General features: G+C 59.5%; 13 protein-coding genes and 2 tRNA genes. 14 read left to right on the top strand and 1 reads right to left on the bottom strand.

The window, feature by feature from the left end:
* Positions 1 to 46 precede the first annotated feature (46 nt).
* The 3 genes from carB to EGM97_RS02105 are packed head-to-tail and all read left to right on the top strand — an operon-like array spanning position 47 to position 4180.
* Positions 47 to 3268, top strand: a complete 3222-nt coding sequence (gene carB, locus EGM97_RS02115) for a carbamoyl-phosphate synthase large subunit (protein ID WP_238964805.1) — start codon at positions 47 to 49, stop codon at positions 3266 to 3268.
* Positions 3269 to 3270: 2 nt separating this feature from the next.
* A complete protein-coding gene (gene greA / locus EGM97_RS02110) occupies positions 3271 to 3747 on the top strand; it encodes a transcription elongation factor GreA (protein WP_053153208.1) in 477 nt (158 codons plus the stop codon).
* Between the two features lie 28 nt (positions 3748 to 3775).
* A complete protein-coding gene (locus EGM97_RS02105) occupies positions 3776 to 4180 on the top strand; it encodes an MFS transporter (RefSeq protein WP_238964806.1) in 405 nt (134 codons plus the stop codon).
* 10 nt (positions 4181 to 4190) lie between these two features.
* On the opposite strand, the gene EGM97_RS02100 is transcribed toward EGM97_RS02105, so the two are convergent.
* Positions 4191 to 4499, bottom strand: coding sequence for a YhbY family RNA-binding protein (locus EGM97_RS02100; protein WP_053152124.1), 309 nt, complete (start codon positions 4497 to 4499; stop codon positions 4191 to 4193).
* 106 nt (positions 4500 to 4605) lie between these two features.
* Here EGM97_RS02100 and rlmE point away from each other — a divergent pair, with 106 nt between their 5' ends.
* The 11 genes from rlmE to infB all read left to right on the top strand — a co-directional run bounded on the left by rlmE (position 4606) and on the right by infB (position 15755).
* Complete coding sequence (rlmE, locus tag EGM97_RS02095) at positions 4606 to 5256, top strand: 23S rRNA (uridine(2552)-2'-O)-methyltransferase RlmE (RefSeq protein ID WP_238964807.1); 651 nt, start codon at positions 4606 to 4608, stop codon at positions 5254 to 5256.
* Positions 5257 to 5448: 192 nt separating this feature from the next.
* Complete coding sequence (gene ftsH / locus EGM97_RS02090) at positions 5449 to 7359, top strand: ATP-dependent zinc metalloprotease FtsH (protein WP_053152129.1); 1911 nt, start codon at positions 5449 to 5451, stop codon at positions 7357 to 7359.
* An 8-nt stretch (positions 7360 to 7367) separates the two neighbouring features.
* The gene (gene folP / locus EGM97_RS02085; protein ID WP_238964808.1) at positions 7368 to 8219 is read left to right on the top strand and encodes a dihydropteroate synthase; all 852 of its coding nucleotides are present in this window, start codon (positions 7368 to 7370) and stop codon (positions 8217 to 8219) included.
* A 16-nt stretch (positions 8220 to 8235) separates the two neighbouring features.
* Positions 8236 to 9573, top strand: coding sequence for a phosphoglucosamine mutase (gene glmM / locus EGM97_RS02080; protein ID WP_238964809.1), 1338 nt, complete (start codon positions 8236 to 8238; stop codon positions 9571 to 9573).
* Between the two features lie 66 nt (positions 9574 to 9639).
* A complete protein-coding gene (gene tpiA, locus EGM97_RS02075; RefSeq protein ID WP_238964810.1) occupies positions 9640 to 10395 on the top strand; it encodes a triose-phosphate isomerase in 756 nt (251 codons plus the stop codon).
* Positions 10396 to 10399: 4 nt separating this feature from the next.
* On the top strand, positions 10400 to 10783 hold the full coding sequence (gene secG, locus EGM97_RS02070) for a preprotein translocase subunit SecG (RefSeq protein ID WP_238964811.1): 384 nt from the start codon (positions 10400 to 10402) through the stop codon (positions 10781 to 10783).
* Positions 10784 to 10805: 22 nt separating this feature from the next.
* Positions 10806 to 10891, top strand: a tRNA-Leu gene (locus EGM97_RS02065).
* 97 nt (positions 10892 to 10988) lie between these two features.
* Positions 10989 to 11065 (top strand) — tRNA-Met (locus EGM97_RS02060).
* Positions 11066 to 11202: 137 nt separating this feature from the next.
* Positions 11203 to 11661: a ribosome maturation factor RimP gene (gene rimP / locus EGM97_RS02055; protein WP_053153211.1), complete on the top strand. Its 459-nt coding sequence runs from the start codon at positions 11203 to 11205 to the stop codon at positions 11659 to 11661.
* Between the two features lie 59 nt (positions 11662 to 11720).
* Positions 11721 to 13202, top strand: a complete 1482-nt coding sequence (gene nusA, locus EGM97_RS02050) for a transcription termination factor NusA (RefSeq protein WP_053152138.1) — start codon at positions 11721 to 11723, stop codon at positions 13200 to 13202.
* 27 nt (positions 13203 to 13229) lie between these two features.
* A complete protein-coding gene (gene infB / locus EGM97_RS02045; RefSeq protein WP_053152140.1) occupies positions 13230 to 15755 on the top strand; it encodes a translation initiation factor IF-2 in 2526 nt (841 codons plus the stop codon).
* Positions 15756 to 15893: the final 138 nt, after the last annotated feature.

Raw genomic sequence — 15893 nt, 5'->3', positions numbered from 1 at the left:
GTTCGACGGCCTAGCCGACTGACCTGCGGATTTGAGTGACAAACCCATGCCAAAACGTACAGACATAAAAAGCATCCTGATTCTCGGCGCTGGCCCGATCGTGATCGGCCAGGCCTGCGAGTTCGACTACTCCGGCGCCCAGGCCTGTAAGGCCCTGCGCGAAGAGGGTTACCGCGTCATCCTGGTGAACTCCAACCCGGCCACGATCATGACCGACCCGGCCATGGCCGACGCCACCTACATCGAGCCGATCAAGTGGCAGACCGTTGCCAAGATCATCGAAAAGGAACGTCCGGACGCGCTGCTGCCAACCATGGGTGGCCAGACTGCGCTGAACTGCGCACTGGACCTGGAGCGCGAAGGCGTTCTGGAGAAGTTCGGTGTAGAGATGATCGGTGCCAACGCCGACACCATCGACAAGGCTGAAGACCGTTCCCGTTTCGACAAGGCCATGAAGGCCATCGGCCTGGAATGCCCGCGTTCCGGTATCGCTCATAGCATGGAAGAGGCCAACGCGGTCCTCGAGAAGCTGGGCTTCCCGTGCATCATCCGTCCGTCCTTCACCATGGGCGGCACCGGTGGCGGCATCGCCTACAACCGTGAAGAGTTCGAAGAAATCTGCTCCCGTGGCCTGGACCTGTCGCCGACCAAGGAACTGCTGATCGACGAATCCCTGATCGGCTGGAAAGAGTACGAAATGGAGGTTGTCCGCGACAAAAAGGACAACTGCATCATCGTCTGCTCCATCGAAAACTTCGACCCGATGGGCGTGCACACCGGCGACTCGATCACCGTCGCGCCGGCCCAGACGCTGACTGACAAGGAATACCAGATCCTGCGCAACGCTTCCCTGGCGGTGCTGCGTGAGATCGGTGTTGAAACCGGCGGCTCCAACGTCCAGTTCGGCATTTGCCCGAACACCGGTCGCATGGTGGTCATCGAGATGAACCCACGGGTGTCCCGTTCCTCGGCCCTGGCCTCGAAGGCCACCGGCTTCCCGATTGCCAAGGTCGCCGCCAAGCTGGCCGTGGGCTACACCCTGGACGAGCTGTCGAACGACATCACCGGCGGCAAGACCCCGGCGTCCTTCGAACCGTCTATCGACTACGTCGTCACCAAGCTGCCGCGTTTTGCCTTCGAAAAATTCGCCAAGGCCGACGCTCGCCTGACCACTCAGATGAAGTCGGTCGGTGAAGTCATGGCCATCGGCCGGACCTTCCAGGAATCCCTGCAGAAGGCCCTTCGCGGCCTGGAAGTGGGCGTTTGCGGCCTCGATCCGAAACTGGACCTGAGCAGCCCGGAAAGCATGAGCGAGCTCAAGCGCGAGCTGACCGTGCCGGGTGCCGAGCGTATCTGGTACGTGGCGGATGCTTTCCGTGCCGGCATGACCGTCGAGCAGATCTTCGGCATGAACATGATCGACCCTTGGTTCCTGGTGCAGATCGAAGATCTGGTCAAGGAAGAAGAGAAGGTCAAGACCCTGGGCATGTCCAGCATCGACCGCGACACCATGTTCCGCCTCAAGCGCAAGGGCTTCTCCGACCAGCGCCTGGCCAAGCTGCTGGGTGTGACCGAGAAGAGCCTGCGGGCCCATCGCCACAAGCTGGAAGTGTTCCCGGTCTACAAGCGCGTCGACACCTGCGCCGCCGAATTCGCCACCGACACCGCCTATCTGTACTCCACCTATGAGGAAGAGTGCGAGGCGGCACCGTCGACCCGTGACAAGATCATGATCCTGGGCGGCGGTCCTAATCGGATCGGCCAGGGCATCGAGTTCGACTACTGCTGCGTACACGCCGCGCTGGCCCTGCGTGACGACGGGTACGAGACCATCATGGTCAACTGCAACCCGGAAACCGTGTCCACCGACTATGACACGTCCGACCGTCTGTACTTCGAACCGGTCACCCTGGAAGACGTGCTGGAAATCGTCCGTGTCGAGAAGCCCAAGGGCGTGATCGTCCAGTACGGCGGCCAGACACCGCTGAAACTGGCTCGCGCCCTGGAAGCCGCTGGCGTACCGATCATCGGTACCAGCCCGGATGCAATCGACCGCGCCGAAGACCGTGAGCGCTTCCAGCAAATGGTCGAGCGCCTGAACCTGCGTCAGCCGCCTAACGCCACCGTGCGCAGCGAAGACGAAGCGGTCAAAGCAGCGGCCAGGATCGGTTATCCGCTGGTGGTACGCCCCTCCTACGTGCTGGGCGGCCGGGCGATGGAAATCGTCTACAAGGAAGAAGAACTCAAGCGCTACCTGCGCGAAGCGGTCCAGGTGTCCAATGACAGCCCTGTGCTGCTGGATCACTTCCTCAACTGTGCCATTGAAATGGACGTGGATGCGGTCAGCGATGGCACCGACGTGGTGATCGGCGCGATCATGCAGCACATCGAGCAGGCGGGCGTTCACTCCGGTGACTCGGCCTGTTCGCTGCCGCCGTACTCGTTGCCGGCCCACCTGCAGGACGAAATGCGTGAGCAGGTCAAGAAAATGGCCCTGGAACTGGGCGTGGTCGGCCTGATGAACGTACAGCTGGCCCTGCAGGGCGAGGACATCTACGTCATCGAGGTCAACCCGCGCGCTTCCCGGACCGTACCGTTCGTGTCCAAGTGCATCGGTGTCTCCCTGGCGATGATCGCTGCGCGGGTCATGGCGGGCAAGACCCTTAAAGAGCTGGGCTTCACCAAGGAAATCATTCCGAATTTCTATAGTGTGAAAGAAGCGGTGTTCCCGTTTGCCAAGTTCCCGGGTGTCGACCCGATCCTCGGCCCGGAAATGAAGTCCACCGGCGAGGTGATGGGGGTGGGCGACACCTTCGGCGAAGCCTTCGCCAAAGCCCAGATGGGCGCCAGCGAAGTCCTGCCGACCGGCGGCACGGCCTTCATCAGCGTGCGTGATGACGACAAACCTCTGGTTGCAGGCGTGGCCCGTGATCTGATCAACTTGGGCTTCGAAGTGGTTGCTACCGCCGGGACCGCCAGGCTGATCGAAGCGGCAGGCCTGAAAGTGCGCCGCGTGAACAAAGTGACCGAGGGGCGTCCACATGTGGTCGACATGATCAAGAATGACGAAGTCACGCTGATCATCAATACCACCGAGGGTCGCCAGTCGATCGCCGATTCCTACTCCATTCGTCGCAACGCGCTGCAGCACAAGATCTACTGCACCACGACCATTGCTGCCGGCGAAGCGATCTGCGAAGCGCTCAAGTTCGGTCCCGAGAAGACCGTGCGTCGCTTGCAGGATTTACACGCAGGATTGAAGGCATGAGCATAACCAAGTACCCCATGACTGTTCAGGGCGCTCGCGCCCTGGAAGAAGAGCTGGCGCACCTGACCAAGGTCGAGCGTCCGCGCTTGAGCCAGGCGATCGGTGAAGCCCGCGAATTGGGCGACCTCAAGGAAAACGCCGAGTACCATGCCGCCCGTGAAGAGCAAGGCATGGTCGAGGCGCGCATCCGGGATATCGAAGGCCGCATGCAGAATGCCGTGATCATCGATGTCACGACGATTCCTCATACCGGCAAGGTGATTTTCGGCACTACAGTGGAAATCGCCAACGTCGAGACGGATGAAAGCGTGACTTACCAGATCGTTGGCGAAGACGAAGCGGACATCAAGCTTGGCAAGATATCCGTCGGCTCGCCTATCGCTCGCGCCTTGATCGCCAAGGAAGAGGGGGATGTGGTGTCGGTGAAGACGCCGGGTGGCGTCATCGAGTATGAGATTGTCGAAGTCCGTCACATCTGACCGAAGGCGCCTCCTGCGGGCTGGCGCCATGCTCTGGCAACTCACCCAGATGTTGTGGGTGGGTGGCCTCTGGCTGCTGCACATCGGTATGTTGCCGGTGCTGGGGCGAATCGGCCTGGCACCGCTGCTGATCGATGAAGTCGCCGGCATGCTGACGGTTCTGCTGGTCATTTTTTCGGCAGTGTGTGTGGTATTCCAGGCGTTGGTGCTGGTTCAGGTCGAAGGCCTGGGCAGCCTGTGGCGCGACATGCGTGGGCAATTGCTGCTCATGTCGTTGTACGCGTGCGGGATGTACTTTGCGGTGCGTCTCGGCTGGCCGGATGCGAGCCAGTGGCAGGTGTTCAGTTATCTGGTGCTGGGTTTTTCCGGATTGGTGCTGGTGTTGCAGCCGGTGCCTGGATGGAGCGGCAGGGTGCGCGAAGCACACCCTTGAGCTTTTGGCATCACTTGAAGCGGTGAACGTTCGACAGTTGCTTGTTGACGCTGAAATTCTTGCGATAAATCAACGCCATCTTGCCGATGACTTGCACCAGGTCGGCCTTGCCGGTCTTGCACAGTTCAGCAATGGTGGCCAGGCGGGCTTCGCGGTCGAGGATGTTGAGCTTGATCTTGATCAGCTCATGATCGCTCAGGGCGCGTTCCAGCTCGGCCAGTACACCTTCAGTCAAACCGTTGTCAGCCACAGTCAAAACCGGTTTCAGATGGTGGCCAATGGATTTGTATTGTTTCTTCTGCTCTTGAGTGAGCGGCATAATCTGACCCCTGCGTCTGATCTTGTAAAAAAAGCGGCGGCCAGTTTACCCGAGCGAGTCCGGGACCGCCCACTTAATCACGACCCGTTTTATTCAGAGGTGGCCTGTGGCCCGTTCCAAGACTAGCCAGAACTGGCTCAAAGAACATTTCAACGATCCGTACGTCAAGATGGCGCAGAAGGACGGCTATCGCTCGCGCGCCAGCTACAAACTGCTGGAGATCCAGGAAAAGGATCGGCTCATCCGTCCAGGCATGACCGTGATCGACCTCGGTGCTGCGCCGGGTGGATGGTCCCAGGTGACCAGTCGTCTGATTGGTGGTCAAGGACGTTTGATCGCCTCCGACATCCTGGAGATGGATAGCATCCCCGATGTGACCTTCATCCAGGGCGATTTCACGGAAGATGCCGTGCTGGCGAAAATCCTGGAGGCCGTCGGAAATACGCAGGTAGACCTTGTGATTTCTGATATGGCCCCCAATATGAGTGGATTGGCGGCTGTCGACATGCCCCGTGCAATGTTTCTCAGCGAGCTGGCCCTGGATCTTGCAGGGCGGGTTCTGCGTCCGGGCGGTGATTTTCTGATCAAGGTCTTCCAGGGGGAGGGCTTCGACGAATACCACAAGCGCATCCGCAAATTGTTCGACAAGGTGCAGATGCGCAAGCCATTGTCGTCCCGTGACCGGTCCCGTGAGCAGTATCTGTTGGCGCGAGGCTTCCGTGGGATCGAGGGTTCGGCCAGCGATGAGCGCCTTTGACAGGGCCGATAGATTTTTTTATTTCGCATTGCAAAAGCCGCGTAACGAAAATTGAGCGGTCGAAAGTTTCACAAAGGGTTACAGACGGCGCCTGCCAGGGTCGTAAGTAATGTAGTAAGTTAGGCCGGTGAATATCATGCGAGGCGCGCGCCGTCAGCGGAGCCAGCTTCAGAGGGTAGTTAATTGAACGACATGGCAAAGAATCTGATCCTGTGGTTGATCATCGCCGCTGTCCTTGTGACGGTGATGAACAACTTCTCCAGCCCTAACGAGCCGCAGACCCTCAACTATTCCGACTTCATTCAGCAGGTCAAGGATGGCAAGGTCGAACGCGTTGCCGTCGATGGCTATGTGATTACCGGCAAGCGTACCGATGGCGACAGCTTCAAGACCATCCGTCCGGCCATCCAGGACAACGGCCTTATCGGCGACCTGGTCGACAACCATGTCGTGATCGAAGGCAAACAGCCTGAGCAGCAAAGCATCTGGACCCAGCTCCTGGTAGCCAGCTTCCCGATCCTTGTGATCATCGCGGTGTTCATGTTCTTCATGCGCCAGATGCAGGGGGGCGCCGGTGGCAAGGGCGGGCCGATGAGCTTTGGCAAGAGCAAGGCCCGGCTGCTCTCCGAAGACCAGGTGAAGACCACGCTGGCGGACGTCGCCGGTTGTGACGAAGCCAAGGAAGAGGTCGGCGAGCTGGTGGAGTTTCTCCGTGATCCGGGCAAATTCCAGCGCCTGGGTGGCCGCATCCCTCGCGGCGTGCTGATGGTCGGCCCGCCCGGTACCGGTAAAACCCTGCTGGCCAAGGCGATTGCCGGCGAAGCCAAGGTGCCTTTCTTCACGATTTCCGGTTCCGATTTCGTCGAAATGTTCGTGGGTGTCGGCGCCAGTCGTGTGCGCGACATGTTCGAGCAGGCCAAGAAACACGCGCCATGCATCATCTTCATCGACGAAATCGACGCTGTCGGTCGCCACCGTGGCGCCGGCATGGGCGGTGGTCACGATGAGCGCGAGCAGACCCTCAACCAGTTGCTGGTCGAGATGGACGGCTTCGAAATGAATGACGGCATCATCGTGATTGCCGCGACCAACCGTCCGGATGTGCTCGACCCTGCGTTGCTGCGTCCAGGCCGTTTCGACCGCCAGGTGGTGGTGGGGCTGCCGGACATCCGTGGCCGGGAGCAGATCCTCAAGGTCCACATGCGCAAGGTGCCGATGGGCGACGACGTTGCTCCCGCGGTCATTGCCCGTGGTACGCCGGGCTTCTCCGGTGCGGACCTGGCTAACCTGGTGAATGAAGCGTCGCTGTTCGCTGCCCGTTCCGGCAAGCGCATCGTGGAGATGAAAGAGTTCGAGCTGGCCAAAGACAAGATCATGATGGGTGCCGAGCGCAAGACCATGGTCATGTCGGAAAAGGAAAAGCAGAACACGGCCTACCACGAAGCGGGGCACGCCATTGTCGGTCGCATGGTGCCTGAGCACGATCCGGTCTATAAGGTTTCGATCATTCCGCGTGGTCGTGCGCTGGGCGTGACGATGTTCCTGCCGGAAGAGGATCGTTACAGCTTGTCCAAGCGCGCCTTGATCAGTCAGATCTGTTCTCTGTACGGCGGTCGTATTGCTGAAGAAATGACCCTGGGCTTCGATGGCGTGACCACTGGCGCATCCAACGACATCATGCGTGCCAGTCAGATTGCCCGGAACATGGTCACCAAGTGGGGGCTGTCAGAAAAACTGGGCCCTCTCATGTATGCAGAGGAAGAAGGCGAGGTGTTCCTGGGGCGTGGTGGCACCGGCCAGCATGCCAGCTTCTCCGGTGAGACCGCCAAGCTGATCGACTCCGAAGTACGCAGCATCATTGACCAGTGCTACGGCACCGCCAAGCAGATCCTCACGGATAACCGTGACAAGCTCGACGCCATGGCCGATGCCCTGATGAAGTATGAAACCATCGATGCCGAGCAGATCGACGACATCATGGCGGGACGTCCACCTCGCGAACCTCGTGACTGGTCGGGTGGTACGGGTACTTCGGGCACCCCTCCAGCGGTGCAGGGCGAACGCCCGGAAACACCGATCGGTGGTCCGGCTGCTGACGTCTAAGGTTTGAAATGACTTCTGCTCAATCCTCGACCCGGTTGCCTTGCGGCAACCGGGTTCTTGATTTGGCCCATGTACATGTCATGGGTATCCTCAATGTCACTCCCGATTCCTTTTCCGACGGCGGCCGATTCAGTCAGCTCGACGCCGCGCTGCGGCATGCCGAAGCCATGGTGGCGGCTGGGGCGACGCTGATCGATGTCGGCGGCGAATCGACCCGGCCAGGCGCGAGACCGGTTTCGCCTCTCGAGGAGCTGGAGCGAGTGGCGCCGATTGTCGAGCGCATACATCGCGAACTTGATGTCATAATTTCGGTCGATACGTCCACGCCTGCGGTCATGCGCGAAAGTGCGCGCCTCGGGGCGGGGCTGATCAACGACGTTCGCGCCTTGCGGCGCGATGGCGCTCTGGATGCCGCGGCGGCCACCGGGTTGCCGGTTTGTCTGATGCATATGCTCGGTGAGCCGGGAACCATGCAGGACGATCCTCGCTATGGTGACGTGACCCGGGAGGTTGGCGAATTTCTGGCGGAGCGTTTGAGCGTGTGCGTCGCGGCGGGTATCCCGGCCGAGAAGGTAGTGCTTGATCCCGGATTCGGCTTCGCCAAGACACTGGCTCATAACCTGAGCCTGTTCAAGCATATGGAAGCCTTGCATGCTCTGGGGCGGCCGTTATTGGTCGGCGTCTCGCGCAAGAGCATGATAGGCAATGCCTTGGGTCGCCCGGTGGGGGAGCGTCTGTACGGCGGTCTTGCACTTGCGGCTCTGGCGATCACAAAAGGCGCGCGCCTGCTGCGGGTGCATGACGTAGCCGAAACGATGGATATCGTGCGGATGATCGCAGCGGTGCAATCAGCCGAATAAGAATGACGGAGCACTTATGAGCAAGAAATATTTTGGCACCGACGGTATTCGTGGTCGGGTCGGTGTATACCCTATTACCCCTGATTTCATGCTCAAGCTCGGCTGGGCCGCTGGCATGGCATTCCGCAAGATGGGCGCCTGCAAGGTGCTGGTTGGCAAGGACACCCGAATTTCCGGCTACATGTTCGAATCTGCGCTCGAGGCCGGTCTGACTTCGGCGGGCGCCGATGTGATGTTGCTGGGGCCAATGCCGACGCCGGCCATTGCCTACCTGACGCGGACCTTCCATGCGCAGGCCGGCATCGTGATCAGTGCCTCGCATAACCCCCATGATGATAACGGCATCAAGTTCTTCTCCGGCAAGGGTACCAAGTTGCCGGATGAAGTCGAGCTGATGATCGAAGAGCTGCTGGATACGCCGATGACTGTGGTCGAGTCGAGCAAGATCGGCAAAGTGTCGCGGATCAACGACGCCTCGGGTCGTTACATCGAGTTCTGCAAGGGCAGCGTGCCGACCGGCACCAGCTTCGAAGGGCTGAAAATCGTCGTCGATTGTGCTCATGGCGCGACCTACAAAGTCGCACCTAGCGTGTTCCGTGAGTTGGGTGCCGAGGTAGTGGTGCTTTCCGCCCAGCCTAACGGGTTGAACATCAACCATAACTGCGGTTCCACCCATACCGATTCGTTGCAGGCCGCTGTCCTGGCCGAGCATGCCGATCTCGGGATCGCTTTCGATGGCGACGGTGATCGGGTCCTGATGGTGGATCACACTGGCACTGTCGTCGATGGGGATGAGTTACTGTTCATCATTGCCCGCGATCTGCATGAGCGTGGCAAGTTGCAGGGCGGTGTGGTCGGCACGTTGATGAGCAACCTCGGGCTCGAGCTGGCCCTGGCGGACATGGACATTCCGTTCGTGCGCGCTAACGTCGGCGACCGTTATGTCATCTCGGAGCTGCTGGAGCGTGGCTGGGTGATCGGGGGAGAGAACTCCGGCCACATCGTATGTTTCGACCACACCACCACCGGCGATGCGATCATTGCCGCGCTTCAGGTGCTGATGGCACTCAAGGCGCGCAACAAGAGCCTGGCTCAGTCGCGTCAGGCATTACGCAAATGCCCTCAGGTGTTGATCAATGTGCGTTTTGGTGGCGGTGCGAACCCTCTCGAACATGCTACGGTCAAGCAGGCCAGCGAGCGCGTGACCCAGGCAATGGCCGGGCGTGGGCGGGTGTTGCTGCGCAAGTCCGGTACCGAGCCCCTGGTGCGTGTCATGGTCGAAGGCGAGGATGAAGCGCAGGTCCGTGGTTATGCCGAAGAGCTGGCAAAACTCGTTACTGAAGTTTCTGCCTGAATTCGGCTTGCCAGCCATGAATCGGTTGGGTAACATCTGCGCCCACTTTGACCGACGAGGTACAGCATGCGTCGCCCTATGGTAGCTGGTAACTGGAAGATGCACGGTACCCGCGCCAGCGTCGCTGAGCTGATCAACGGCCTTCGTCATCTGGCCTTGCCAAGCGGTGTTGATGTCGCGGTATTCCCGCCTTGCTTGTATATCAATCAAGTGATTGATGGCTTGAAAGGCAAGTCGATTTCGGTCGGCGCGCAGAATTCTGCGGTGGAGTCCATGCAAGGCGCATTGACCGGTGAGATTGCACCGAGTCAGTTGGTGGATGCAGGTTGCTCCCTGGTGCTTGTCGGACATTCCGAGCGACGCCAGATCATGGGCGAGCAGGACAAGATGCTGATTCGCAAGTTTGCTGCGGCTCAGGCATGCGGTCTGGTTCCGGTGCTGTGTGTGGGGGAGACCCTGGAGCAGCGCGAAGCCGGGAAGACTCTTGAGGTTGTCGGGCGTCAGCTGGGCAGCATCATCGAAGACCTGGGCGTTGGTGCTTTTGCCAAGGCGGTCATTGCTTACGAGCCGGTCTGGGCCATTGGTACCGGGCTGACGGCTTCGCCGCAACAAGCTCAGGATGTGCACGCCGCCATCCGTGCGCAGTTGGCGGCAGAGAATGCTGAAGTGGCACGAGGTGTGCGGCTTCTATACGGCGGCAGCGTGAAGGCGGCCAATGCGGCCGAACTGTTCGGCATGCCGGATATCGATGGGGGGCTCATTGGTGGAGCTTCCCTGAATGCAGATGAGTTCGGTGCGATCTGTCGCGCCGCGGGAAACTGAAAAAATGCTGGAAACAGTCGTAGTCGTTTTTCATCTGCTGGGCGCGCTGGGTGTAGTCGCTCTCGTATTGCTGCAGCAGGGTAAAGGTGCGGATGCTGGTGCGTCTTTCGGTGCAGGTGCTTCAAATACTGTATTCGGAAGCCAAGGTTCCTCTACCTTTCTTAGTAAGTTTACTGCTATACTCGCCGCCGGTTTCTTCTTGACCAGCTTGGGGTTAGGTTACTTTGCTAAAGAGAAAGCTCATGAGCTGACTCAGGTAGGTTTGCCAAACCCGGCGGTATTGGAAGTGCCAAAGCAACAACCGGCTTCTGATGATGTCCCGGTGCTTCAAGAGCAAAAGTCGGCCAACCCGGCGACTGACGTGCCTCCAGCTCAAGAGCAGAAGTAAGAAGGTTCCAAACGCTGTATTTGCCGAGGTGGTGGAATTGGTAGACACGCAACCTTGAGGTGGTTGTGCCCATAGGGTGTAGGGGTTCGAGTCCCCTTCTCGGTACCAATTGAACAGGGGAGCCCGCAATCGCGGGCTTTCTTGTAGGTGGAAGGTTACATTGACCCTATAGGGGATCAGCCGTATACTTGCGCCCCAGCTTTGTCGCGGGATGGAGCAGCCTGGTAGCTCGTCGGGCTCATAACCCGAAGGTCGTCGGTTCAAATCCGGCTCCCGCAACCAGTTTCAGGGCCCCTTCCAAGGGGCTTTTTGTTAGCTGGACACTTTACAACGTCGCTGTTCAACGGCGTTTCAGGGATGGGCGATTCGCCCATTTTTTTTTATTTGCAGCATGCACAAACATGCACGAGGGGGTTCAGGTGTCGAGCAAGCTAGAACAGTTGCAGGCCTTGTTGGCCCCGGTGGTCGTGGCCCTTGGCTATGAATGCTGGGGTATTGAGTTTTCGGCTCAAGGCCGCCACTCACTGTTGCGCGTTTATATCGATAAGGAAGGCGGCGTGCTGGTGGACGACTGTGCCATCGTCAGCCGTCAGATCAGCGGTGTCCTGGATGTTGAAGATCCAATCAGCACCGAGTACACCCTTGAAGTTTCCTCGCCCGGCATGGAACGCCCGCTGTTCACGCTTGAACAGTTTGCTTCGTTTGCCGGAGAACAAGTAAAGATCAAGCTGCGCTCGCCTTTTGAAGGCCGACGCAACTTTCAAGGCCTTCTGCGCGGTGTAGAAGAGCAGGATGTTGTGGTGCAGGTAGATGACCATGAGTTCCTGTTGCCGATCGATATGATCGACAAGGCCAACATTATTCCCAGTTTTGACTGATACGTGCCAGATACTGCGGATCCCGCGGATCCAATGGCTTGCGAAAGGCGAGGCGTACGATGAGCAAAGAAGTACTGCTGGTTGTTGAATCGGTGTCCAATGAAAAGGGCGTACCGGCTGGCGTTATTTTTGAAGCGCTGGAGTTGGCTCTGGCCACTGCGACCAAAAAGCGGTTTGAAGATGAAGTTGATTTGCGTGTGGAGATCAACCGCCACACCGGTTCCTATGAGACTTTCCGTCGCTGGACGGTAGTCGAAGAAGCCGACCTGGATGATCCGGCGATCGAAACCTGGCCGAGCAAGGTTGCGCAAACGCATCCTGGCGCCAAGGTCGGTGACGTGGTCGAAGAAAAGATCGAGTCCATCGAGTTCGGTCGCATTGCTGCACAGACTGCCAAGCAGGTCATCGTGCAGAAAGTTCGCGAAGCCGAACGTGCACAAGTCGTTGACGCCTATCGCGAGAAACTCGGAGAGATCATTTCCGGTACCGTGAAGAAAGTGACCCGCGATAACGTGATCGTCGACCTGGGCAACAACGCCGAAGCGCTGTTGGCTCGTGAAGACATCATTTCCCGCGAAACTTTCCGGGTGGGTGTGCGGCTGCGTGCATTGCTCAAGGAAATCCGCACCGAAAACCGCGGCCCGCAGCTGATCCTGTCGCGTACCGCGCCTGAAATGCTGATCGAGCTGTTCCGCATCGAAGTGCCGGAAATCGCCGAAGGCCTGATTGAAGTCATGGGCGCCTCCCGTGACCCAGGCTCGCGTGCCAAGATTGCCGTCCGTTCCAAGGACAAGCGCATCGACCCGCAAGGTGCCTGTATCGGCATGCGGGGTTCGCGTGTCCAGGCCGTGTCCGGCGAATTGGGCGGCGAGCGCGTGGACATCGTCCTGTGGGACGATAACCCGGCTCAGTTCGTCATTAACGCCATGTCGCCAGCCGAAGTGGCGGCCATTATCGTCGACGAAGATGCCCATGCCATGGACATCGCCGTTGGCGCAGACAATCTGGCCCAGGCCATCGGTCGCGGTGGTCAGAACGTACGTCTGGCCAGCCAACTGACTGGCTGGACCTTGAACGTGATGACCGAATCGGACATCCAGGCCAAACAGCAAGCTGAAACCGGCGACATCCTGCGCAACTTCATCGAAGAACTCGAAGTCGATGAAGAGTTGGCCCAGGTGCTGGTGGATGAAGGCTTTACCAGCCTGGAAGAGATTGCCTACGTGCCGGTGGAGGAGATGCTCAACATCGACGGCTTTGACGAAGATATCGTCAACGAGCTTCGCGCTCGGGCCAAGGATCGTTTGTTGACCAAAGCCATCGCTACTGAGGAAAAGCTGGCAGACGCCCATCCGGCCGAAGACCTGCTCTCGCTTGAGGGCATGGACAAGGATTTGGCGATGGAACTGGCGGTGCGCGGCGTAATTACCCGCGAAGACCTGGCCGAGCAGTCTATTGACGACCTGCTCGACATCGACGGCATTGACGATGATCGTGCCGGCAAGTTGATCATGGCCGCCCGAGCCCACTGGTTCGAGTAATTAGGCGCGGCCTGAGGAGAGAAGTGCATGACGCAAGTCACGGTGAAACAACTGGCCGATGAGGTCAAAACACCGGTAGAGCGCCTGTTGCAGCAGATGCGTGAGGCAGGTCTGCCGCACACCGCCGCCGAGGAACATGTGACCGACAGTGAGAAGCAATCCCTGCTGACCCACTTGAAGAGCAGTCACAAGGCAAAAGCGGAAGAACCGCGCAAGATTACGCTGCAGCGTAAAACCACCAGCACCCTGCGTGTTGCCGGTAGCAAGAGCATCAGCGTAGAAGTGCGCAAGAAGAAAGTTTTTGTGCAGCGCAGCCCGGAAGAAATCGAAGCCGAGCGCAAACGTGAGCTGGAAGAACGTCGTGCGGCGGAAAATGCTGCGCGTCAGAAGGCCGAAGAAGAAGCCAAGCGTCGCGCCGAAGAAGAAGCGCGTCGCCAGCCTCCCGTTGTGCAATCCGCTCCGGTGGAAGCTGTTGCGGCACCTGCGCCGGTCGCTGAACCTGTGCGCGAAAGCGTGCCGGTCCTGGAGCCTGCTCCCGCGCCTGCGGCTGATACCCGCAAGCGTGACGACCAGCAGCGTCGTCCTGACAAGTCGCGTTCCGACGAAAACCGTCGTGGCGGTGGCGATGGCGAGCGCAAGAACGCTCCGCATCGCGCCTCCGTCAAGGAAAAGGCTCCGGCGCCGCGTGTTGCTCCGCGCACGACCGACGAAGAAAGCGACGGCTTCCGTCGTGGTGGTCGCGGCAAGGCCAAGCTGAAGAAGCGCAACGCCCACGGTTTCCAGAGCCCTACCGGCCCTGTCGTGCGCGAAGTGAAGATCGGCGAGACCATCACTGTGGGCGACCTGGCCCAGCAGATGTCGGTCAAGGCTGCCGAAATCATCAAGTTCATGTTCAAGCTGGGTACACCGGCCACCATCAACCAGGTGCTGGACCAGGAAACTGCCCAGCTGGTTGCCGAAGAGCTGGGCCACAAAGTGACCCTGATCAGCGACACCGCCCTGGAAGATTCCCTGGCCGAGTCTCTGAAGTTCGAAGGTGAAGCGGTGCCTCGTGCGCCGGTCGTGACCGTCATGGGCCACGTCGACCACGGTAAGACCTCGCTGCTCGACTACATTCGTCGTGCCAAGGTCGCTGCTGGCGAAGCCGGCGGTATCACCCAGCACATCGGTGCGTACCACGTTGAAACCGAACGCGGCATGGTCACCTTCCTCGATACCCCGGGTCACGCCGCGTTTACCGCCATGCGTGCCCGTGGTGCCAAGGCGACCGACATCGTGATCCTGGTGGTTGCGGCGGACGACGGCGTGATGCCTCAGACCGTCGAAGCTGTCCAGCATGCTCAGGCCGCTGGCGTGCCGCTGGTGGTTGCAGTGAACAAGATCGACAAGCCGGGTGCCGACCTCGATCGCATCCGCAGCGAGCTGTCGGTTCACGGCGTGACTTCCGAAGATTGGGGTGGCGATACTCCGTTCGTTCCGGTGTCCGCGAAGATGGGTACCGGTGTCGACGAGTTGCTCGAAGCGGTATTGCTGCAGGCTGAAGTACTCGAACTCACCGCCACCCCATCGGCCCCAGGTCGTGGTGTCGTGGTTGAGTCGCGCCTGGACAAGGGGCGTGGTCCGGTGGCCACTGTTCTGGTTCAGGACGGTACGCTGCGTCAGGGCGACATGGTGCTGGTCGGTTCGAACTATGGCCGCGTTCGCGCCATGCTCGACGAGAACGGCAAGCCTATCAAGGAAGCCGGTCCGGCCATTCCGGTCGAGATCCTCGGCCTGGACGGCACACCGGACGCTGGCGACGAGATGAGCGTTGTGGCTGACGAGAAGAAAGCCCGTGAAGTGGCTCTGTTCCGTCAAGGCAAGTTCCGCGAAGTCAAACTGGCTCGCGCTCACGCCGGCAAGCTGGAAAACATCTTCGAAAGCATGGGCCAGGAAGAGAAGAAGACGCTTAACATCGTCCTCAAATCCGACGTCCGTGGTTCGCTGGAAGCCTTGCAGGGCGCTCTGAACGGCCTGGGCAACGACGAAGTGCAAGTGCGCGTAGTCGGCGGTGGTGTCGGTGGTATCACCGAAAGCGACGCCAACCTGGCGCTGGCTTCCAACGCTGTACTGTTCGGCTTCAACGTGCGTGCCGATGCCGGTGCTCGCAAGATCGTCGAGCAGGAAGGTCTGGATATGCGTTACTACAACGTGATCTACGACATCATCGAAGACGTCAAGAAAGCCCTGACCGGTATGTTGGGCAGCGACGTCCGGGAGAACATCCTGGGCGTGGCCGAAGTACGCGACGTGTTCCGTTCGCCGAAGTTCGGCGCCATCGCCGGTTGCATGGTGGTCGAGGGTGTCGTTCACCGTAACCGTCCGATCCGTGTACTGCGTGAAGACATCGTGATCTTCGAAGGCGAGCTGGAGTCCCTGCGTCGCTTCAAGGATGACGCTTCCGAAGTACGTGCCGGCATGGAATGCGGTATTGGCGTCAAGAGCTACAACGACGTCAAGGTCGGCGACAAGATCGAAGTCTTCGAGAAGGTCCAGGTTGCTCGCAGCCTCTGACTCGCGTACTTCAAGAGCCTCGGTGGGTCGTCGCATGAACATGCGCGGTCTCGCCGGCGGACTCTAAACGCAACGCCCGGTCCGGCTTTTCGCCAGGCCGGGCGTTTGCCGCTTTCAGACCTTGCGGGTTTCACCGCG

This window comes from Pseudomonas sp. AF32, from assembly GCF_022342325.2.
Classification (GTDB): Bacteria; Pseudomonadota; Gammaproteobacteria; order Pseudomonadales; family Pseudomonadaceae; genus Aquipseudomonas; species Aquipseudomonas uvaldensis.
This window is presented reverse-complemented; position numbering and strand designations above follow the sequence as displayed.